We start from the raw sequence: 22,100 nt of genomic DNA, 5'->3' as shown, positions 1-22,100 counted from the left end.
GGATTGCTTCTATGCATGATATCAACGCACAGTTGCGTGTTGGGGGCCGGTATGACGTATGGAATTCGCCTGCGCGTTGCGGGGCGATGGGCGTTGTTCACGCGCCCGGAAATGAAGGTCGAACGCGTTTCCTATGATGTGATGACGCCGTCCGCGGCCCGCGGCATTCTCGAGGCGATTCACTGGAAGCCCGCGATCCGCTGGGTCATTGACGAAATCCACGTTCTCAAGCCGATCCGCTTCGAGTCGCTTCGCCGCAACGAAGTCGGCACCAAGGCGCCGGTCGCCGCGATCCGCAAGGCGATGAAGAGTGGCCATGTCGGCGACCTCACCTTGGTGGTCGAAGACAACCGCCAGCAGCGTGCCGCGACGCTGCTATGTGACGTCGACTATGTGATCTCCGCTCATTTCGTGATGACGCCAAAAGCCGGCCCCGAGGACAACGAGGCCAAGCACCTCGACACCTTCAACCGGCGCGCGCGCAAGGGCCAGGCGTTCCATCAGCCCAGCCTCGGCACCCGTGAATTCCCAGCAAGCTTCGAGTTGATCGAACCCGGCGCGCCGCTGCCTCAGGCCGACGAACAACATCGCTCTGCGACGCTCGGCTTCGGCACGCCGCGCGACCTCGGCTTCATGCTGTACGACATCGATCATGGCGGCGACCGCGGCTCGATTCTGTTTCGCGCCACGCTGGTTGACGGCGTCGTCAAAGTGCCCCCGCCCGGCTCGCCGGAGCTACGTCGATGAGCGCGCTCGCCGCCCTAGTCCGCGCCTATGATCGCATGGCCGCGCGCGGCGAGGTGCCACCGTTCGGGTATTCGCGCACCGAAGTTGGCTTTTGCGTAGTACTCGATACCGATGGAGCCCCAGCTTTCCCTCCAATCGATTTGCGCGAAGGTACCGGCAAGCGGCGAACTGGAAAAATTTTCAATCTACCAACACCTTTGGTTCAACGTACCTCCGGCATCTCGTCGAATTTCCTTTGGGATAAGAGCGCCTATTCCCTCGGGATCACGGCCGGTTCTGGCAAGAGAACTGCCGACGAACACGAGCATTTCAAGAGTTTTCACCAGCGCCTGCTGGCAGGCACGCAAGATCCAGGACTGGCGACATTTTTGCGTTTCCTCGAAACCTGGACGCCGGAAAGATTCAACGTCTTGGGCTGGCAGGAGGATATAAAGGACGCGAACATCGTCTTCGCCCTGAAGGACGAATATCACGAACGCCTTCTGCACCAAAGGGAAGCCGCGCATTCGATTTGGATGGACCTCTACACCAGGGAGCAAGCTAGCGAAGCCCAATGTCTGTTGACTGGAGAGGTTGGACGAGTCGCCCGATCTCATCCGCCGATAAAAGGAGTTTGGGGCGCGCAGTCCTCTGGTGCATTCATCGTATCGTTCAATGCGACGGCATTCACCTCATACGGGCATGATACTGCCCCTATCTCCGAAGCATCGGCCTTCGCCTACACCTCGGTGCTCAACCGCTTTCTCGATCGCGGCAGCGGCCATCGTTTGCAGGTCGGCGATGCCTCGACGATGTTTTGGGCCGAGGCGACCGAGCAGGCCGCCGCGGACGCCGCCGAACAAATATTCGCCTCGCTGCTGGCCGTGAACGAAAACACCGAGTCCAAAAAGGTCGGGGCGCTGCTTGAGAAGATCGCGCAAGGCCGGCCGGTCAGCGATCTGAAGCCGGAGTTGCCCCCCGGCGTGCGCTTCCATGTGCTTGGGCTGGCACCGAATGCCGCGCGGCTATCGGTGCGCTTCTATATCGAGGATGATTTCGACGTCATCGCCACGCGCTATCTGCGCCATCTGCAGCGCCTGCGCATCGAACCGCCGCCGCACGAGCCTTCGCCGTCACTGTGGCGCTATCTGATCGAGACCGCAGTGCTGCGCAAGAGCGAGAACATCGCCCCCAATCTCGGCGGCGACTGGCTGCGCGCCATCCTCGCCGACACGCACTACCCGCTGACGCTGCTGTCGTCGGTGATCATGCGGCTGCGCGTCGATCACGACGTCAACGCGCTGCGCGTCAGCCTGCTGAAATCGATCCTGATCAAGAATTTTGCAATGGAGGCTCCGGTGGCGCTCGATCCGGACTTTACCGACAAAGGCTATCTGCTCGGCCGGCTGTTCGCCGTTTATGAGCACATTCAGGAGGCGGCGCTGGGACGCAACGTCAACGCCACCATCCGCGACAAGTACTATGGCGCCGCCGCAGCCCAGCCGCGCAAGGTGTTTGCGTTGCTCGGCTCCGGCGCGGGCAATCATTTGTCGAAGATCGGCAAGCAGCGGCCGGGGCACCGCGTCAATCTGGAAAAAGCCATCGGCGCCATCATGGACATGATGGACCCTGGCGACGATCCGTTTCCCACCAGCCTGTCGGACAAGAGCCAGGCGTTGTTCACCCTTGGTTACTATCACCAGCGCAACGAATTTTTCCGCAAGTCGGACTCTGCGGATGCCGCTGCCGTTTCGGAGACTGCCCCATGACCTCGCTCACCAACCGCTATGACATCGTGTTCCTGTTCGACGTCACCCGCGGCAATCCCAACGGCGATCCCGACGCCGGCAATTTGCCACGGATCGACCCCGAGACCAATTTCGGCCTGGTCACCGACGTCTGCCTGAAACGCAAGATCCGCAACTACACAGAGCTCGCCAAGGGCGACCAACCCGGCTACCGCATCTATGTGCAGGAAGGCGCGATCCTCAACGAAAAGCACCGCGAGGCTTACAAGGCCGTGCGCGGCGACGGCGACAAATCGTCCAAAGACAAGCTCAACCCGCAAAGCGACGACGAGGCGCGCGCGCTGACCAAGTTCATGTGCGACAATTTCTTCGACGTCCGCACGTTCGGCGCGGTGATGAGCACCGGCATCAATGCCGGCCAGGTGCGCGGCCCCGTTCAGGTGACGTTCGCCACCTCGATCGAGCCGATCCTGCCGCTGGAAATCTCGATCACCCGCATGGCCGCCACCAATGAGAAGGAAAAGGCCGAGCGCGACAAGGGCGGTGACGACGAGCGCACCGAGAACCGCACCATGGGCCGCAAGCACATCGTCCCTTACGGACTGTACCGCGCCCACATCTTCGTCAACGCCAAACTCACCGAGCGCACCGGCTTTGGCCAGGACGATCTCGACCATCTGTTCGCGTCGCTGGCCTCGATGTTCGAGCACGACCGCTCGGCTTCGCGCGGCGAGATGGTGTCGCGGCGCGGCATCGCCTTCAAGCACGCTTCGGCGCTGGGCAATGCCCACGCCCAGGCGCTGTTCGACCGCGTCAAGGTGTGGCGTCGCAGCGGTGACGATCTGATGGCGCCAGGTGACGCCCGCCTCGATAACGCCAAGCCGGCACGGCAGTTCTCCGACTACGAGGTCACGATCGACCGCGACGCCCTGCCCGACGGGATCGAGGTGGTCGAACTGTTCTGATCGATGGCACGCGATCATGCTGCCAGGCGCTGCACCCGAGCTCGACGATCCGATTGCGCTGTCGGCGCTGCAGCATGCGGTGTATTGCCTGCGCCAGGCGGCGCTGATCCACATCGAACGAATGTGGGAGGAGAACCGCTTCACCGCCGAAGGCCGGGTGCTGCATAACAGCGTGCACGAGGCTGCCGACCATCGCCGCGGCAGCATCCGGCGCGTCAGCGCCATGCCGCTGGCCTGCCGACGACTGAATCTCGCCGGCACCGCCGATCTGGTTGAATTTCGCGATGGGCCCGATGGCGAGACCGCTTTCCCCGTCGAATACAAACGCGGCAAGGCCAAGCTGCACCGCGCTGATGAAGTGCAGCTCTGCGCGCAGGCGCTGTGCCTTGAGGAAATGACCGGCCGCCCGGTGCCCGAAGGCGCGCTGTTCTACGCCAGTACGCGCCGCCGCGTCGGCGTGCCGTTCGACGCCGAACTGCGCCGATTGACCGAAGACGTCGCCATCAGCTTCCGCGCGCTGGTGGATGCGGGCCGGACGCCGGCAGCGAACTTCCGAGCCGATCGCTGCAACGCGTGTTCCTTGCTCGATCTATGCCGGCCGAAACTCGCGCGGGAATCCGCCGCCGACTTCCGCAATCGTGCGATCCAGGACGCGCTCGCGGACACGCCACGGAGCGACATGCCGTGAAGAAGCTTCTCAACACGCTATACGTCACCGCCGAGGGCGCATCACTGCGGAAGGACGGAGAGAACCTCGTCGCTGAGGTGGACAAGGAGGAACGTGCGCGCGTGCCATTTCACATGCTGTCGTCGGTCGTTGTATTTGGCGGGGTCTATCTGTCGCCGCCGCTGATCCAGGCGCTGGCGCCGCGTGGCATCACCATCGTTCTGCTCGATCGCGCGGGCCGGTTTCAGGCGCGGATCGAAGGACCTGTGAGCGGCAATGTGCTGCTGCGCCGTGCTCAATATCGAATGTCGGAGCAAGCCGACGACGTGGTTCGCAGCCTGGTCTCGGCCAAGGTGGCAAACCAGCGGGCGGTGCTGCAGCGATCGCTGCGGGACTATGGGGCCGAGATGGCGGCCGGCCCGCGCGCGCAGATCGAGGCCGTGGTTGATCGCATGGCCGGCATCGTGCGGCGAGTCACTTTGGCGAACCTGGGAGTCGACGCTTTGCGTGGCGCCGAGGGTGAAGCCGCGCTCGGCTACTTCTCGGTGTTCGGGCATCTGATCCGCGTAACTGACAAGGAGATGCAATTCGGCGGTCGCAGTCGCAGGCCGCCGCGCGACGCCGTCAATGCCGTACTTTCCTTCATCTACGTGTTGTTGACACATGACTGCCGAAGCGCCGCTGAAGCGGTCGGCCTGGATCCCGCGGTTGGCTTCCTGCACCGCGACCGGCCGGGCCGCCCGAGCCTCGCCCTCGATCTGATGGAGGAATTGCGACCGGTCCTGGCGGATCGTCTGGCGCTCTCGCTGATCAACCGTCGGCAGTTGCGGCCACGCGATTTCGAGAACCTGGACGGCGGTGCGACACTTCTCACAGACGATGGCCGACGCACCGTGCTGACAGCCTGGCAGGATCGCAAGAAGGAAGAACGGCGCCATCCCTTTCTCGACGAGACCGCGAAGCTGGGGCTCGTTCCCTATCTGCAGGCACAGCTTCTCAGCCGACACTTGCGCGGTGACTTGGACGCCTATCCGCCTTGGATCTGGAAATAGCCGAACGCGAAGCAAGAGGCCTGCGATGCTCGTCCTAGTGACCTACGACGTCCGTACCAGCGAACCCGGCGGTCAAGCACGGTTGCGGCGCGTCGCCCGGGCGTGCCAGGACTATGGCCAGCGCGTGCAGTATTCCGTGTTCGAGATCGAAGTCGATCCCGCGCAATGGACCGCGCTGCGATCCCGGCTGGAAAGTCTGATCTCGCCGAAGCACGACAGCCTTCGATACTACTTCCTGGGCTCCAATTGGCGCCGACGCGTCGAACATGTGGGCGCCAAGCCGGCAACGGATTTCGGCGAACCGCTGATCGTCTGATCTGGAGCGCGAACCCAGAGCGCACGCGCAGGAGTCGGAACCTTCGCACCGGACTAAACCGCCGTGATTCAAGATGCTTATGCGGCCAGCGGCATTTCACGACGTGGTGCGCCTGGCCATAAGCTGACGTTCGCGCAAACCGTGCGATTTCACGTGGCGTTGCAGTCGGCTATTGCTACTGACGTCGCTCCCCGCGCGGGAGCGTGGATCGAAACATAACCAGGGGTCGGGCTAAATACCTTGTTCCCCGTCGCTCCCCGCGCGGGAGCGTGGATCGAAACATTAAGAACATCAACACCGACGATGTGCCGCAGACGTCGCTCCCCGCGCGGGAGCGTGGATCGAAACTGTGCGGTCGCGTGACGCTCCCGGGGTTCCTGCGTCGCTCCCCGCGCGGGAGCGTGGATCGAAACTCCAATGCAGCACAGTTTGCGGTGCCCGTGTCGAGTCGCTCCCCGCGCGGGAGCGTGGATCGAAACTGCACCTCGTCGAGCCTCGGGGCGTCGAGGTAACAGTCGCTCCCCGCGCGGGAGCGTGGATCGAAACCTTCTTGGCGCGCAGCAGCTCGGCGGGATCGACGGTCGCTCCCCGCGCGGGAGCGTGGATCGAAACCTCGAGGTGATCAGCCGCGTGCTCGGCGACGGCGTCGCTCCCCGCGCGGGAGCGTGGATCGAAACCCGCCTTCGACGCGGACATTCTCCCACGTCCCGAGTCGCTCCCCGCGCGGGAGCGTGGATCGAAACAGCCTCCCACGCCCTAGAGGCTGGCGGCATCGCAAGTCGCTCCCCGCGCGGGAGCGTGGATCGAAACAGGCGTCCGTACCAGACCGGCAACGGCTGTCCGAGGTCGCTCCCCGCGCGGGAGCGTGGATCGAAACTTCGTCACGCGCGCGTCGTCGTCTTCCATCAAAGTCGCTCCCCGCGCGGGAGCGTGGATCGAAACGCTGTCGACGATCGGTATCCGCACCACCCGCGGGTCGCTCCCCGCGCGGGAGCGTGGATCGAAACGGTTGCACAGCTTTGACGCTGAGGCCGAGCCGATGTCGCTCCCCGCGCGGGAGCGTGGATCGAAACTTGTCGCCCTTGTCCTCAAAGGCCTGCAGCCCGAGTCGCTCCCCGCGCGGGAGCGTGGATCGAAACGAAAACGCGGCCCTTCAGAATCTCACGGGGCCGGGTCGCTCCCCGCGCGGGAGCGTGGATCGAAACACCGCATGGGTGCTGGACACGTCGGCGTTGCGGGGTCGCTCCCCGCGCGGGAGCGTGGATCGAAACAAGGCCATCTTGCTGGCCTTGGGCATCAACGCCGAGTCGCTCCCCGCGCGGGAGCGTGGATCGAAACCGACGTTGAGTTTTGCCTGCCACTTTTGCAGCCTGTCGCTCCCCGCGCGGGAGCGTGGATCGAAACTGCGCCGCCGACCATCTGACGCCCGCCGAGCAGCGTCGCTCCCCGCGCGGGAGCGTGGATCGAAACCGCGCCAAGTCGCCCGGTTACACCGGCACCGGCGGTCGCTCCCCGCGCGGGAGCGTGGATCGAAACTCGACCAGGCGGATCACGTCGCCGCCGTCATTGCGTCGCTCCCCGCGCGGGAGCGTGGATCGAAACATCGAAGGCGACGGCCCGGACTATCTGTGCTGCGGCGTCGCTCCCCGCGCGGGAGCGTGGATCGAAACAACGAATACGAAGCCGAACGCCGCCGGGCGGCCGAGGTCGCTCCCCGCGCGGGAGCGTGGATCGAAACTTTTTATCGTTGTGTATCATTGCTAATACGCATTGTCGCTCCCCGCGCGGGAGCGTGGATCGAAACCCTGAAGCTCAAGTGCTCGCTCAGCGCTGGCGTGTCGCTCCCCGCGCGGGAGCGTGGATCGAAACATTCTGTCCAGCCTATTTTAGGCTATGGCCCGTGTCGCTCCCCGCGCGGGAGCGTGGATCGAAACCGCAAAACCTGTTGCCCGATACGGCTTATGAGGCAGTCGCTCCCCGCGCGGGAGCGTGGATCGAAACTGTTCGTCGAGGCAGCGATCACGACCGATCTCGCCGTCGCTCCCCGCGCGGGAGCGTGGCTCGAAACTTCTACTCGGCAAAGGCGTCCAAAGCCGACCGGGCGTCGCTCCCCGCGCGGGAGCGTGGATCGAAACTTCAAGCAGTAGGGCGCATGGGCGCACGTCTCCCGTCGCTCCCCGCGCGGGAGCGTGGATCGAAACCATGGCGTCGGCGATCTGGCGGCGGGACTCGGCGGTCGCTCCCCGCGCGGGAGCGTGGATCGAAACTGCACGCGCATCGAGACCGTTACCGGCGTGCCCTGGTCGCTCCCCGCGCGGGGAGCGTGGATCGAAACTGCCAAGCCCGGATGGCGTCGCTGTGCGCGTCGAAGAGTCACTCCCCGCGCGGGAGCGTGGGTCGGAACTACTGGACGCTGCATGTCGGCGTGATGCGAAACAATCTAACAGGGACGGAATGTCGGAGAGGGAATGACGCGGGCGTGGGGAGCGTCTGTCCTCGTCCGAAGGCCGCTGAAGTCTTACGATCGCTCGCAAAGGAGATCGTCCTGACGCGCAGGATGATGAATTGAAGATCGATGTCCGAGGCGATCTCGCTGGAATCCTTGCGATTCCTCAAAACGAAAACCCCGGCCACTGGGACCGGGGTTTCGCAAGTCAACTTGGTTGCGGGGACCTGCAACCATCTCAAATTGTTGTTTGAGACGGCGGCCTGAACGACTCTTCTCCCGCGGAGATTACGTCGTAGCTTCATTAGCTCTGGGCCACAGCCCTGCCGATGCATCCCAACCATCAAACTCGATCTGAAGGACCATAAAGTTTCCCAGAACTCAGTCCTGCACCACGGGCGCAGGAAGCACTCAGTAGGCATCCTTGGCAAATGACTCCTTGACCTTGCGTGCGTAGGGTTCGTCCGCCACAAGCGCTCAAGGCGTCCAATCCTATCTTTCGCGAAACGCCTTCATGATTTGATCATGGAGAGGTTTGACTAGGTACGAGGCGACGCTTCTGTAGTCCGCCTGAATAAACGCCTCTACCGGCATACCAGGCACTAGGCGAACACTACCTAGACCGCCAATTTCTTCTTTAGAAAAGCCGATGCGTGCGACGTAAAATGTTGCTGGAGATTTCTGATCCTGCGTTACATCAGCAGAGACGTGGCTAACGCTCCCCCCGATCTCGGGCGTGGTTCGTTGGCTAAATGCTGAAAATCGGAGCACCGCGCGTTGTCCCACTCGCACCTGATCAATATCGCTGGGCGCGATTTTGGCCTCAACATTCAATGCATCATCTTCCGGCACAATTATCATCAACGTCTCACTCGCCCCGACAACCCCGCCAATTGTGTGGACAGCTAGCTGATGGACCGATCCACTCCGCGGAGCGCGAATATCGATTCGCTTAAGCTGGTCTTCTGCGGCAATTTTCCGCTCTAACAGTTCTGCTGTCTTCGCCTGAATTTCACGGAGTTCCTTGGCCACGTCGCTTCGTAGATCTTGATCGATTTGGATTATTTGCAAGCTGGTCTCCGTCTGCTTGCCCTTTGCTTGCGCTGCTCCCGCAATAAGTTGGTTCGCCTCGCCGTCCAGTCGCTCTCCCTCGCGCTCAAGGCTCATCACGCGATTCATGGGAACGAGTCTCTTCTGCCATAGCTCGCGAACACCCGACAGTTCCTGACGAATGAACTCGATCTCTCGTCGCTTCGAGGCAGACTGTCCCGTTAAGCCAGAAATCTCTTCATTGATCTGGCCGATCCGCTCAGTGAGTTGAGACTTCTGACCTTGCCTTGCCAAGCGACGCAATTCGAATAGTCGGGTCTCGCCGGCCAATAGGCTATTGATCTCGCGATCGGCGGATTGCATGATGAGCTCGGTGGGATAGATAATGTCATTTACACCGTCCCGCTCGGCTTCCAGACGCGCCTTTCGCGCGTTTAACTCGTTAAGACTCTTGATTAAGATAGTTAGATTGGCGCGTGTCACCGTTTCGTCGAGCCTCACCAAAACCTCACCTGTAAGCACTCGTTGGCCGTCGCGCACTAGAATCTCTCCAACTACGCCTCCGGTTGGATGCTGCACCTTCTTGACGTCGGATTCGACTACCAAGACCCCCGGTGCGACAACCGCACCGGCGAGCTCTGTGTTCATTGCCCAGGCGCCTGCACCGCAGACGAGCAGAGCAAGCGCCGCGAAACCTACGATGCTATGCTTTCGGATCGAAGAACCCGCTGTGCCGACGTCGCTCGTATCTGTCCAGCTGATCATCCTTTAGCCCTGACTGCCTCGGCGCGTATAGTTGACCGCTGCGACGGGTCTCGCGTCCCCTCCGCTAAACGCTTTACGATCTCATCTTTAGATCCGAAGTGTTGGCATTGCCCATTTGCCATCACCAAAAGAAGATCTATGCCCACAAGCGAAGCCGGCCGGTGCGCCACGATCATCACGATGCCACCCCGTCCTCGCGTTGCCGCGATCGCCTGCGTCAATGCATGGTCGCCTTCAGCGTCGAGGTTTGAATTTGGCTCATCCAGCACAAGCAAGAACGGCGACTTGTACACTGCGCGCGCCAGCGCGACGCGCTGACGCTGTCCAGCGGACAGCGCGGAACCACCCTCACCAATCCGCGTCTCATACCCGTCGGGAAGCCGCAGAACCATTTCGTGGATGCTCGCGACTTTTGCAGCCTCAATGATATATGCAGACTCAGGTCTATCCTCGAAACGACATATGTTTTCGGCGATAGTGCCGTCGAAGAGCTCAACGTCCTGCGGCAGATACCCAATGTGATCTCCCAGCTGTTCGGCGTTCCATTGGTCCAGCGCAGCGCCGTCCAGCCGCACCTTGCCGCGTACGGCCGGCCAAACGCCAACAAGAGCGCGCACCAACGAAGATTTTCCAGATCCGCTTGGACCGATGATGCCGAGGCCGTCCCCGGCCTCCAGCCGGAAATTCGCATTCTGCACCACAAACCGTTGAGTACCCGGCGGCGCCACGGTCAACGCCTCGACAGCGATCTCCTTAACCGGAGGCGGCAGCAAAAGGGACGGTTCCGGCACCGCGAGGCGACTAACTAGGTCGGTAAGCCGACGCCAACTCTGGCGTGCGGCCACGAAATTCCTCCAGTGTGCGATTGCGAGTTCGACCGGGGCCAATGCACGCGATGTCAGGATTGAACTGGCGATGATAATCCCGCCTGTAGCCTGCTGATTTATTACGAGCCAGGCGCCCACGGCAAGCACACTTGACTGCAAGAGCATGCGCAATACCCGCGACAAAGCGCCGAGTCCACCCACCACATCCGATGAGCGCTGCTGAGTATCCATGTAGCGCTCGTTGACGATCGCCCATCGCGTAAACACCCGCCCGATCATGCCCATTGCGCGTAACACCTCGGCATTGCGGCGTCCCGCTTCGAGTATACCGAGCCTCACTGAGGCCGACTGCGAGACCTCCCTAGCAGAGGCCCGGGTCATGACATCCGTTAGAAGCGTCAGCGCTATCAAGAGAACAGCACCGACCAGAGCAGTTAGACCAATCCAGACATGGAAAAGGAAACAGAGGCCAAGGTAGAGTGGCATCCAAGGCAAGTCGAAGAGCGCTGTGGGGCCGAGTCCTCCCAAGAAGCTGCGGACTTGGTCGAGATCACGAACAGGCTGCAAGCCATCGGGCCCCGCGCCCTGGACCAGAGGCAGCTTGACCACGGCTTCATAAGCAGAACGGCTTAAGTGCTGATCGAGCGAAGCGCCGATGCGTACCAGCAAGCGGCCCCGAATAGCGTCGAACACTCCCTGGAACGTGTAGAGTACAATAATGAAGACAAAAAGACCAAGCAGCGTTGGCAGACTGCGACTCGGTATCACCCGATCGTATACCTGGAGCATGAAAAACGACCCGGTTAGCATCAGGACGTTAATGATACCAGTAAAAACTCCAACGGCCACTAACCCGAGACGGCATGCACGGAGGGCATTTGTCACCACTGCCGACGGCACGGACCTCTTCTGTGGCAACGTCACGGCGCCCTCACACTACGCTTGAGCGGACTATCAGGCGACACGGAAATCGTCCGCATGCAGATTAGCAATCGCGACGTTTTGCAGTAGAATGCTAGTCGTCGCATCGACAGTAATCAACGTATCATTCCCAGATTGGCTGGCCGCCGCTAATGCAGCGGAAGCATCAGCGAATATGCCATCATGGAATTCGATAGTGTCCGCTCCGACCGTGAAGTCTGTGATTGTATCCTGCCCAAAACCTGCGCCGAATACGAATTTGTCGCTTCCTGTACTTCCCGTTAGAATATCATCGCCGGCTCCTCCCAGCAGCGTGTCGCTCCCGGCCGTTCCGTTTATTGAATCATTTCCGCCGGTCCCATGAAACCAGGCAGCCCCTTGAATCTGCGCTCGCTCCCAGACGGTATCATCTGCAAACTTGATCTGTTCGATGCCGTTGTTGCTGTTGAACTGATTCTCAACCTTGAGTACTTCACCTGACGAAGTGATCGTCACCGATAGATCATTCGCGCTGCGACTGAACACAACGTCGGACGAATTGAGCCCGATCAGATCAACGACATCCGTGCCGCTGTTATAGCCGTATTCGACAATCGTGTCGTTGCCAGAGCCCGCTCGGTAAATGTAGGTGTCGCTGCCATTATTGCCTTCGAGACGGTCGTTGCCTCCCTTGCCGTCAATTGTGTCGGCGTCGTTCGAGCCGCTCACCGTTTCATTGAAGTCTGTGCCTCGGATCCAAGAGGCCGCGAGGATCTGACTGCGATCCCAGACGGCATCATCTGCAAACCTGATCTGTTCGATGCCGTTGTTGCTGTTGAACTGATTCTCAACCTTGAGTACTTCACCTGACGCAGTGATCGTCACCGATAGGTCGTTCGCGCTGCGACTGAACACAACGTCGGACGAATTGAGCCCGATCAGATCAACGACATCCGTACCGCTGTTATAACCGTATTCGACAATCGTGTCGTTGCCAGAGCCCGCTCGGTAAATGTAGGTGTCGCTACCATTATTGCCTTCGAGACGGTCGTTGCCTCCTTTGCCGTCAATTGTGTCGGCGTCGTTCGATCCGCTCACCGTTTCGTTGGCGTCGGTGCCTCGGATCCAAGAGGCGGCAAGGATCTGACTGCGATCCCAAACAGTATCATCTGCAAACCTGATCTGTTCAATTCCGTAGTTGCTGTTGAACTGGTCCTTAACCTTGAGTACTTCGCCTGACGCAATGACCGTGATCAGAAGATCGGTCGAACTGCGACTGAACAGTACGTCGGACGAATTGAACCCGATCAGATCAACGACATCCGTGCCGCTGTTGTAACCGTATTCGACAACCGTGTCGTTGCCAGAGCCAGCCCGGTAAAGATAGGTATCGCCGCCATTATTGCCTTCTAGACGGTCGTTTCCTCCCTTGCCGTCAATCGTGTCGGCGTCATTCGAACCACCCAACGTTTCGTTGGCGTCGGTGCCTCGGATCCAGGAGGCGGCAAGGATCTGACTGCGATCCCAAACAGTATCATCTGCAAACCTGATCTGTTCGATGCCGTTGTTGCTGTTGAACTGATTCTCAACCTTGAGTACTTCACCTGACGAAGTGATCGTCACCGATAGGTCGTTCGAGCTGCGACTGAACACAACGTCGGACGAATTGAACCCGATCAAAGCAACGACGTCCACGCCACTGTTGTAACCGTATTCGACAACCGTGTCGTTGCCAGAGCCAGCCCGGTAAAGATAGGTATCGCCGCCATTATTGCCTTCTAGACGGTCGTTTCCTCCCTTGCCGTCAATCGTGTCGGCGTCATTCGAACCACCCAACGTTTCGTTGGCGTCGGTGCCTCGGATCCAAGAGGCGGCAAGGATCTGACTGCGATCCCAAACAGTATCATCTGCAAACCTGATCTGTTCGATGCCGTTGTTGCTGTTGAACTGGTCCTTAACCTTGAGTACTTCGCCTGACGAAGTGATCGTCACCGATAGGTCGTTCGAGCTGCGACTGAACACAACGTCGGACGAATTGAACCCGATCAAAGCAACGACGTCCACGCCACTGTTGTAACCGTATTCGACAACCGTGTCGTTGCCAGAGCCAGCCCGGTAAAGATAGGTATCGCCGCCATTATTGCCTTCGAGACGGTCGTTGCCTCCCTTGCCGTCAATCGTGTCGGCGCCGTTCGAGCCGCTCACCGTCTCATTGGCGTCTGTGCCTCGGATCCAACAGGCGGCAAGGATCTGACTGCGATCCCAAACAGTATCATCTGCAAACCTGATCTGTTCAATTCCGTAGTTGCTGTTGAACTGGTCCTTAACCGTGAGTACTTCGCCTGACGCAATGACCGTGATCAGAAGATCGGTCGAACTGCGACTGAACAGTACGTCGGACGAATTAAGTCCGATCAAAGCAACGACGTCCACGCCACTGTTGTAACCGTATTCGACAACCGTGTCGTTGCCAGAGCCCGCTCGGTAAATGTAGGTGTCGCTACCATTATTGCCTTCGAGACGGTCGTTGCCTCCCTTGCCGTCAATTGTGTCGGCGTCGTTCGATCCGCTCACCGTTTCGTTGGCGTCGGTGCCTAGGATCCAAGAGGCGGCGAGGATCTGACTGCGATCCCAAACAGTATCATCTGCAAACCTAATCTGTTCAATTCCGTAGTTGCTGCTGAACTGGTTCTCAACCCTAAGCACCTCACCAGACGCAATGACCGTCATCATGAGATCGGTCAAACTCCGACTGAACAGCACGTCGATCGGATTAAGTCCGATCAGAGCAACGACGTCCACACCACTGCTGTAACCGTATTCGACGATCGTGTCGTTGCCAGAGCCCGCTCGATAAATGTAGGTGTCGCTACCATTATTGCCTTCGAGACGGTCGTTGCCTCCCTTGCCGTCAATTGTGTCGGCGTCGTTCGATCCGCTCACCGTTTCGTTGGAGTCGGTGCCTCGGATCCAAGAGGCGGCAAGGATCTGACTGCGATCCCAAACAGTATCATCTGCAAACCTGATCTGTTCGATTCCGCTAGCGCCGTTAAACTGCCTCTCGATCTTCAGCCTCTCGCCACTTTCAATATTGGCGACGTAAAGATCGTCTCCGCTCCGGGCGAACTCGACGTTCGATGTAGAGAGACCCACAAGACGGACCTCATCAACGTCGGTGCCGCCATCGGACTCGGTCACTGTATCGTTGCCCGAACCTACCCCAAAGATGTAGATATCGCCGCCGCCGCCGCCGCTCAAATAGTCATCACCACCGCGCCCATCGATAACATCTGCAAAAGGCGTTCCGGTGATCGACTCGCTCGCCGAGGTACCAAGGTTGGTGATGATCGCTCCATCATTGTCGACCAAATTCGCCGCAATCGTTTGATCGGACCATACTGTTCCGTCGTCGAAAGCAATGGTCGCTATGCTGCTAGATGCAGCAAGCTGACCTACGATTGTAATCCGGCCATTTATGCCATCTTCGCCAAAGAGAAGGATAACATCGTTGCCATGACGGACCGCCATTACCGATGATGGCGGGATTCCATGCAGGACCAGTTCATTTGCCCCCGAGGCACCTTGATCTTGGATCGTGTCGTTGCCATCGCCTAGTGAATAGACGTAAGTGTCCGAGCCACCACCCCCGGACAAAACATCATCTCCACCGCCGCCACGCATCACATCGTTTACGTTAAATCCAATAATGACCTCGTCGCCCTCTGTTTGCGCCAACACCAGACATTGATAACGAAGATCGGCCTGGGTCCATATTGTGCCGTCCGCAAAAGCGATCCGCTCTACGCCTCGGCTGTACCAGTTATCAAGCTCCTCTTTCAACAAGATGGAGCCACCGTTTCCGGCGCCCGAGGCGCTTTCCCCAATCACTAACGTTAGGTCGTTCCCATTCCGGAACAAGCTAATGTCCGATGGATCGATATTCTCGAGAGTAAGGGTGTCAATAGTGCTAGAGTTTCCACCAGTTCCGTCGAAAATGACGTCATGACCATCGCCTCTTGCGTAACGATAAGAATCGTCTCCCGACATCCCGTTAAGAATATCGTCACCAGCCCCACCAAAAATGCTATCGTTAGTATTGAATCCGTCGATAACATCATCGCTCGACGTAGCGCTCTGCGCCAACACCTTCAAACGAAGATCATTTTGTGTCCACGCCGTCCCATCATCAAAAATAATATTCTCAACGCCACGGCTGTACCAGTCGTCCAACTCGTCTCTCAGCGTAATCGACCCGTCATCGCCGGCACCCGCGGCGGAGTCCGCAATCACTAACGTCAAGTCGTTGCCATTCCGTACCAGCGTAACTACAGCAGGCACAACGCCGTGGATAAGAAGCGTGTCAATTGTGCTGAAGTTTCCGGAGGTACCCTCCTCAATTATGTCGTGCCCGTCCCCGCGAGCATAAATAAACGTATCATCGCCCGGTCCACCGGACACCGTGTCATCGCCCATGCCGCCATCGATGATATCATCGGATCCAGATCCGAATATAACGTCATCCCCGGATGTCCCAGACGCACTGATCAGCGCTGCCCGAATGGTCGCTTGCGTCCAGATCGTACCGTCTGCGAAGATTATCTGCTCGACACCGCGACTGAACCAGTCCTCGAACTCATCCTTCAAAAGAATAGTCGCACCGTCGCCAGCCCCAGGCGTCGTTTCCGCGATTGTAAGCGTAATATCGTTACCGCTTCGGGACAACGAAACTTCGACCGCGTCGATATCTTCGAACAACAGCGTATCGAACGTGCTGAAATTTCCGCTCGTTCCCTCGACGATCACATCATTTCCATCTCCGCGAGCATAGATATAGTTATCATCTCCGGCCCCCCCGCTCATCACGTCGTTTCCACGACCAGCACGAATGACATCGTTCACGTTGAACCCGACAATATCGTCGTCCCCAGCCGTGGATGCATCGGCAATTAACCTCAGTCGGAGGGTATTTTGCGTCCAGATCGTCCCGTCGTCGAATACAACCCGCTCGACACCACGGCTAAACCAATCGTCTAACTCCTCTTTGAGGGTGATCGATCCGGCATCGCCAACGCCCGGCCCGCTTTCCGCGATGACGAGCGTGACATCGTTGCCTGTCCGCGAAAGGCTGACTTGGATCGGATCGACACCATGAAGGAATAATGTATCGAAAGCAGGCGCCTGCCCGTCAGCCCCTTCCTCGATCAAATCGTTGCCGTCACCACGGTTATACACGTATCTATCGTTGTCTCTACCGCCGTTCAGGTAGTCGTCTCCGCCCCGGCCGGTGAGCGTATCCTCATAAGAGAACCCGTAAATCACATCATCAAGCGACGTTCCCGCGGCTTCGTTAAATTGACAAATCAGCTCTTCCCAGCTAATAACTGCACCATCTGCAAATTCAAAAAACTCAATCCGATCGTCTTTCGTGGAAATCAAACCATAGTTGACCTGGAATTGCCCGAGGACATTGAGAACGTCGTCCGTTCCGATGATAGTCACCTGGAGATCATTTGAATCTCCAACCTTACTGAACCTTACGTCGCCGCGACTAATTCCTTCCCGAAACCGTATCGTGTCGTCGCTACCACTGAGGATCATCGTCAGGTTGTCACGAATCGTATCGTGCCCATAACCGCGACCGAATACGTATGTATCGTTCTCGTTTCCGCCACTTAGGAAATCGTTACCCCTTCCACCATCTAGGACATCTGCGTAAGAGAATCCGTAAATGACGTTGTCACCGTCTGTACCGGCCTCTGCGTCCAACCGTTGAATGATGTATTCCCAATCAATGTAGTTGCCATCGTCAAACGTAAAGATCTCAATGCGGTCTACGGTCGTATTTAATAGGCCATATGCCACGGTAAACTGGTCTTCAATGGTAATGACGTCATCGGTTCCGGAAATGCCGATGCTCAGGTCATCGGAGCTCCCGATTCTCTGGAACCAAAGATCTGTTAGCGCGACTCCTTCTCCAAAATGAAGAAAGTCCGGCGTCTCCGCCCAGATCCAGCTCTGGTTGTCTCGAATAATGTCGTGGCCATCTCCGCGGCCGAACATGTATTGGTCGCCGTCATTTCCACCGGACATGAAGTCATCACCAGCACCTCCATTCAGGACATTGGAAGATCCCGTACCAACCAAAACATCGTCAGTAACAAACGACTGCATGCCAACTTGGCGCGCAATCTCCACCATATCCCACACTGTGCCATCGCCAAAGGTGATGACTTCGATTGAAGTATCGAAATCCATATACGCCACACCTAATGACGGCCTGCGACCAGCAAACTCATCGACCACGCGAATTTCGTTCTGTGTGCCAATTTGCGTAATTATGAGATCAGTGCCGTCTCTTCGGAACTCAAGCTGATCAGGGTTCAGATGCACGAAACGGATGGTGTCTTCTTGAGATTCTCCATAACCTTCCATCACGTCTTGGATAATATCAATGCCGAAGTCGCGCCCAATTACATACGAATCGTAGCCAGCGGATCCTCGGGCTTCTTGATTAGACGCATCCAGGTATATCAGATCGGCGTCGTTCGTGCCCGACACGGTGCCCGAGCCCGTTAAGATCGCTTCCTGAGGAATTCCAAGAAGTGTTGCTGCCTGCTGTAGCGTTAGTGCAATTGGTACGTTCTCGTAGGCGCCGACCAAATTCTGGAACAGATAGGCATAGGTAGTCTCCAAGAAGATGCCGCCGCGCTCGAAATCCGGAAGCATCACTCCAATGATACTCTTCCACCCTTCTACGAACTGCGGTGCATCAACCGAAGATTGCGGCGCCGCCATAAAGATCGCCTCCAACATAGGACTGAGCTGTCGGTCTGTCGTAGGCCGAAAGACATCTGCCGCAGCGTCGTATTCGATGCCGGCGAAGAATTGTTCGAGTGGACCTTGCGCTGCCAACCGAACGACGATTTCATCGAGCACATGTGTAGCAAAATTTAGAACGGTCGTTACTGCTGCAATTGCCGCCGAGCCCGGATTGTTTGTTACATCTAGATCAATTGCATCGCCGATATATCGCTCGAGAAACGAGATATCGGCTCCCGTCAAGATCGACCATTCTCCGGCTTCTGGGGTGCTGCTGAGCACCTGCTCACGCGTCGGTCGATCGATCGTTACATCGAGTGCGTCTTTAACGACGTGCCCGCTCGCCAGTCCCCAGTATGTCCCGTTTTCGTCCGTCTTTCTGATCAGAAAATCCCTGACCACTATACCTGTCGCTGTTTCTTCGATCACAAGGTTGAAGTCATCTCGCGGGGCGCTTCCTGGGGTACCCTCCGGAACAGGAACCGCACTTGCCCAAGCTGCCAAAATAGGCCGCGCCGCCGAACGCAACGAGTCAAGATTGGTGGAGTTGAGAGCATACAGGCCGTTCTCCACAATGTTGATGAGACCGTCATCAATCGTCATCGCGACGTGAAGATCAGTAAGGGTCCCATGTCCCTTTATATTTGGGAGCGCCGCGGCCTCCGTACTGACAGATTGATCCCCCAACCAAACCGTATCGGAGTCATTCACATTGAGGTCGACGTGCGCAACGGTGCCCGTTGATCCGTCGGCCTTCGTAAATGAGCCTGTGGATACGATCGTGTTGCCGGCCGACGTGGTCCCGGAAGGAGATGACGCGACCGCAATCGAAACGATGCCGAGCGCATCTAGGCCCACAAGTTCCCCTGGATCGGTTTTGCCGTCTTCGTTTACATCAATCCAGATTTTCAGTGCGTCGAATGTGTCCTCTGCGTCGATGACACCGTCGCCGTCGAACTCTGCTAAATAGTTATCCTGCTCATCAATTCTACCGTCGTGATTTCCGTCGAGCATAGAAAGCTGCTCGAAGCCGGACTGATGCTCGTTTCCGAACATCTCGTCGATATTGTCGATTCTTCCGTTATTGTTCCTGTCTCGAACAAGGAGGCCGTCACCACCGGTCGTCCAGCCTACCTGTTCAGCAAACCCATCGCTGTCGATATCGAAGAAAGCTTTGTTTACGTCTCGTGACGACAGACTAATGCCATCACCATTCAAATCGAGCACTAACGGATCTACCGTTACCCAGCCCGAGTGACCGGTCAATGCCTTCATGGCGTGACCCATGAGAGCTTCCCAAGCGTTCAAGATACTGAAGTCGCTCGGGACATCCATGATGTTCCGCCAGTAGACCTCCAAATCGATGACATAGAGTCCCGCTGTTAGATTCGCTCCGCCAATCGCGAAATTGAAATTTGAAATGAAAGTCTCATTGCCGTTCCAATCTTTAATGACGAGATCGCCTTGCTGATTTCGGCCGTAACGCTCTCCGAGCGCTCCATAGGCCCAAGGGCTTTCAGAAGCATGCCAATGTATTCCACCGGTCAGGGTGACGCCGTACATCGTCATTCGATCGAGAGTACTGGCATCGTCGAACAACATCTGACCTTTGTGAGATATTTCGATACGGTCCTCACCGGCTCCGCTGTAGACGATTGCCCCCGCTCCAGACCCTTTGAGGATGTCGTTGCCTTCACCTAGGTCGATTGTCATCCTGACGCCAGTAGCCTTCACTGTGTCGTTGCCATCCCCAGTGTAGAGCTTCTGAACGTCAGACTTGATATAGACGGTGTCGTCGCTCGACGTCAGATGTACCTCTTCGAAATGGAGATATTTGACGCTAATGCCCGCAATAGAGTCGGCAACCTGGCCGGCTGCGGACGCGCCTCGCGAAGAGTAAAGAGCTCCATCGCCGTCCTGCCTAAGAACGATGCCACTGGTCAAGCCCCGAAAATCGAGCACGTCGCGTTGCTCGGCCGACTGACCGCGGGCATCGATCTCCACAGTGCCGTTCAGCGTAGTAAGGCCATCTCCGACATGCACCGTATCTCTCTCATCGGTCAATTCGATGACTTCGACCGCGTTAGCGCGGTCGATGTCGGTGGCCGACATTCGCAACTCCAGCGTCGGAACGTTGCCACTTGCTTCGTCGGCTACAGCTTTGATCGTCAATTCGACGCCAGCGCTACCGACCGATTCATAGAATACGGTGTCCCTGCCGTCGCCCCCGGCAAGGTAGTCCCTGCCTTCACCACCGCTGAGCCGGTCGTCGCCGGCACCGCCCGCGAGAAGATCTCTTCCCGCACCACCGCGAATAGTGTCGTTGCCATCGCCTCCGTAGACAAAATCGTTGCCGCTAGAGCCACGGATGGTGTCGCCGAGACCACCGGCCGCGAATAGGCTGACTTTAGAAGTCGTATATCCGCGATCTGCAATGGTCGTGGTCAGCGCATCATTGGTTGTCGCAAGAATGATGCGGTCGACAATGCTGGCATCATCCGCATTCCATAGCCACTTCATTCCGGCGCTGGTATCGCTGCCAAACGGCTGGCCCGCCGCTCCACCGGAATACTGCGCAAAAACCTGATTGATCAGATCGGATCGGCCCAAGATATTCGTTTGCGGCGCATCCCTACCAAGGGCCCACAGTTGATCGGAAAAATCCACCGCCAGCGTCTGATCGTCGCTCGAAAGGGCGAGAACCCCGGGCAACGCTTCGGAGTGTTCCGTTTGTAGCACCTTGCCAATCGCGAGCTGGCCCGCGAACTGAGTTAGGATTGTTGCCAGGCCATCAGCCGCGTCCTTGAGAGTCTTGGAGACGTTCGCAAGCGCGATCGCCTTTCCCAGGTCATTAGCGTCATCAAACAACGCTCGAATGCCCGTGTCACCGAAGATACGCGTGCCCTCGTCAATCGCTGAATACGCGATTGCGTCGCGCAGGACTGTTGAGAATGTCGAAGATCCCTGGATGCTTTCAGGCACCAGCAAGGTGCCGATACGCTCGTCAAATAGCGCCGGAACGAAATACTTCGTCGCTTGAGACCAATCACCGTCATATCCCAACACTTCGTTGGCATATTTCAGTATCACCAACAGTGACTGGGAATGCCGTTCGGTGAGGAGGTCCAATGGGATGGAGGGATCCAAATCTAGCCGAAGCGTCGGCGTCGATTGTCCAAGGCGGAGCGAAGCAAGAAACTCACCCTGAACATACGTAGTTAGAAGCTTGGAGAGATCAATCGCCCATGGGCTCGTGCCTTGATATATAAGCGCGTTTAGCGCGGCGTTGTACAGGGGATTTGACGGGTCTGCCGAAGCAAACTGATGTGCCTTTTCGGTCGCCAGCTCGAACGGCATATTGTCGAAGAGGGCGCCGTATTTGCCGTAGAGGCCTGCAACAAGTCCGGCGAGCCCGCCACCCAGCGAATGGCCAGTGAGCGAGATATTGGCGCTTTGAAGATTCTCACCATTGGCGAGAACCTTGTAGAATTCGATCGCCAATTGGGCCTGGGCCCCACCGGGGCTTCCGGCGCCAACACCCCAGCCATTCCAAATGTCACCGTCTAAGATATTCGATCCGATTGGTTCGTCAGTCCCCCGGTAGGCGATCGTCGTCTCTCCGGCCGAGAAACCGGATACTGCTGAAGTGTTGTAGGCACTGGCGTAGAAATTAGATTCTACGTTTTGAGACTGAAATTTTAGAATTGCGTTTCCTACTGAGCTACCAATTCCGCCAAGGTCCTTGATGCCGGGCGCGCCTCCACGATTGTACGCATCCATCGAAAGAATTGCGAGAAACAGCTCTTTGGAAATGGCCAT

Annotated in this window: 9 protein-coding genes and 1 CRISPR repeat array; of the genes, 6 read left to right on the top strand and 3 right to left on the bottom strand. The window is 58.0% G+C overall.

What is annotated here, in order from left to right; translation table 11 throughout:
- Positions 1 to 15: 15 nt before the first annotated feature.
- The 6 genes from cas5c to cas2 are packed head-to-tail and all read left to right on the top strand — an operon-like array spanning position 16 to position 5,474.
- Entirely contained in the window at positions 16 to 747 is a 732-nt protein-coding gene (cas5c, locus tag BMY71_RS14800) for a type I-C CRISPR-associated protein Cas5c (RefSeq protein ID WP_430715332.1), read from the top strand.
- A complete protein-coding gene (gene cas8c, locus BMY71_RS14795; protein ID WP_092684710.1) occupies positions 744 to 2,495 on the top strand; it encodes a type I-C CRISPR-associated protein Cas8c/Csd1 in 1,752 nt (583 codons plus the stop codon). Before cas5c ends, cas8c begins: the two co-directional genes overlap by 4 nt.
- Positions 2,492 to 3,439: a type I-C CRISPR-associated protein Cas7/Csd2 gene (gene cas7c, locus BMY71_RS14790; protein WP_092684708.1), complete on the top strand. Its 948-nt coding sequence runs from the start codon at positions 2,492 to 2,494 to the stop codon at positions 3,437 to 3,439. Before cas8c ends, cas7c begins: the two co-directional genes overlap by 4 nt.
- 16 nt (positions 3,440 to 3,455) lie before the next feature.
- Entirely contained in the window at positions 3,456 to 4,127 is a 672-nt protein-coding gene (gene cas4, locus BMY71_RS14785) for a CRISPR-associated protein Cas4 (protein ID WP_092684707.1), read from the top strand.
- Positions 4,124 to 5,158 carry a type I-C CRISPR-associated endonuclease Cas1c gene (cas1c, locus tag BMY71_RS14780; RefSeq protein ID WP_092684705.1) on the top strand — a complete coding sequence of 345 codons (1,035 nt, stop codon included), beginning with the start codon at positions 4,124 to 4,126 and terminating at the stop codon, positions 5,156 to 5,158. Before cas4 ends, cas1c begins: the two co-directional genes overlap by 4 nt.
- Before the next feature lie 25 nt (positions 5,159 to 5,183).
- Positions 5,184 to 5,474: a CRISPR-associated endonuclease Cas2 gene (cas2, locus tag BMY71_RS14775; RefSeq protein ID WP_092684703.1), complete on the top strand. Its 291-nt coding sequence runs from the start codon at positions 5,184 to 5,186 to the stop codon at positions 5,472 to 5,474.
- A 183-nt stretch (positions 5,475 to 5,657) separates the two neighbouring features.
- A CRISPR array of direct repeats spans positions 5,658 to 7,741; the repeat unit is 32 nt; unit sequence GTCGCTCCCCGCGCGGGAGCGTGGATCGAAAC.
- A gap of 671 nt (positions 7,742 to 8,412) precedes the next feature.
- Here cas2 and BMY71_RS14770 read toward each other — a convergent pair.
- The 3 genes from BMY71_RS14770 to BMY71_RS14760 are packed head-to-tail and all read right to left on the bottom strand — an operon-like array spanning position 8,413 to position 22,100.
- Positions 8,413 to 9,735: an HlyD family type I secretion periplasmic adaptor subunit gene (locus tag BMY71_RS14770; protein WP_092684701.1), complete on the bottom strand. Its 1,323-nt coding sequence runs from the start codon at positions 9,733 to 9,735 to the stop codon at positions 8,413 to 8,415.
- Positions 9,732 to 11,480, bottom strand: coding sequence for a type I secretion system permease/ATPase (locus tag BMY71_RS14765; protein ID WP_430715336.1), 1,749 nt, complete (start codon positions 11,478 to 11,480; stop codon positions 9,732 to 9,734). The genes BMY71_RS14770 and BMY71_RS14765 overlap by 4 nt, the downstream gene beginning before the upstream one ends.
- Positions 11,481 to 11,516: 36 nt before the next feature.
- Positions 11,517 to 22,100, bottom strand: a complete 10,584-nt coding sequence (locus BMY71_RS14760; protein WP_139202650.1) for a calcium-binding protein — start codon at positions 22,098 to 22,100, stop codon at positions 11,517 to 11,519.

It is taken from the genome of Rhodopseudomonas pseudopalustris (assembly GCF_900110435.1).
Lineage (GTDB): Bacteria > Pseudomonadota > Alphaproteobacteria > Rhizobiales > Xanthobacteraceae > Rhodopseudomonas > Rhodopseudomonas pseudopalustris.
The sequence above is the reverse complement of the archived record's forward strand: the minus strand, read 5'-3'. Positions and strand labels throughout refer to the sequence as shown.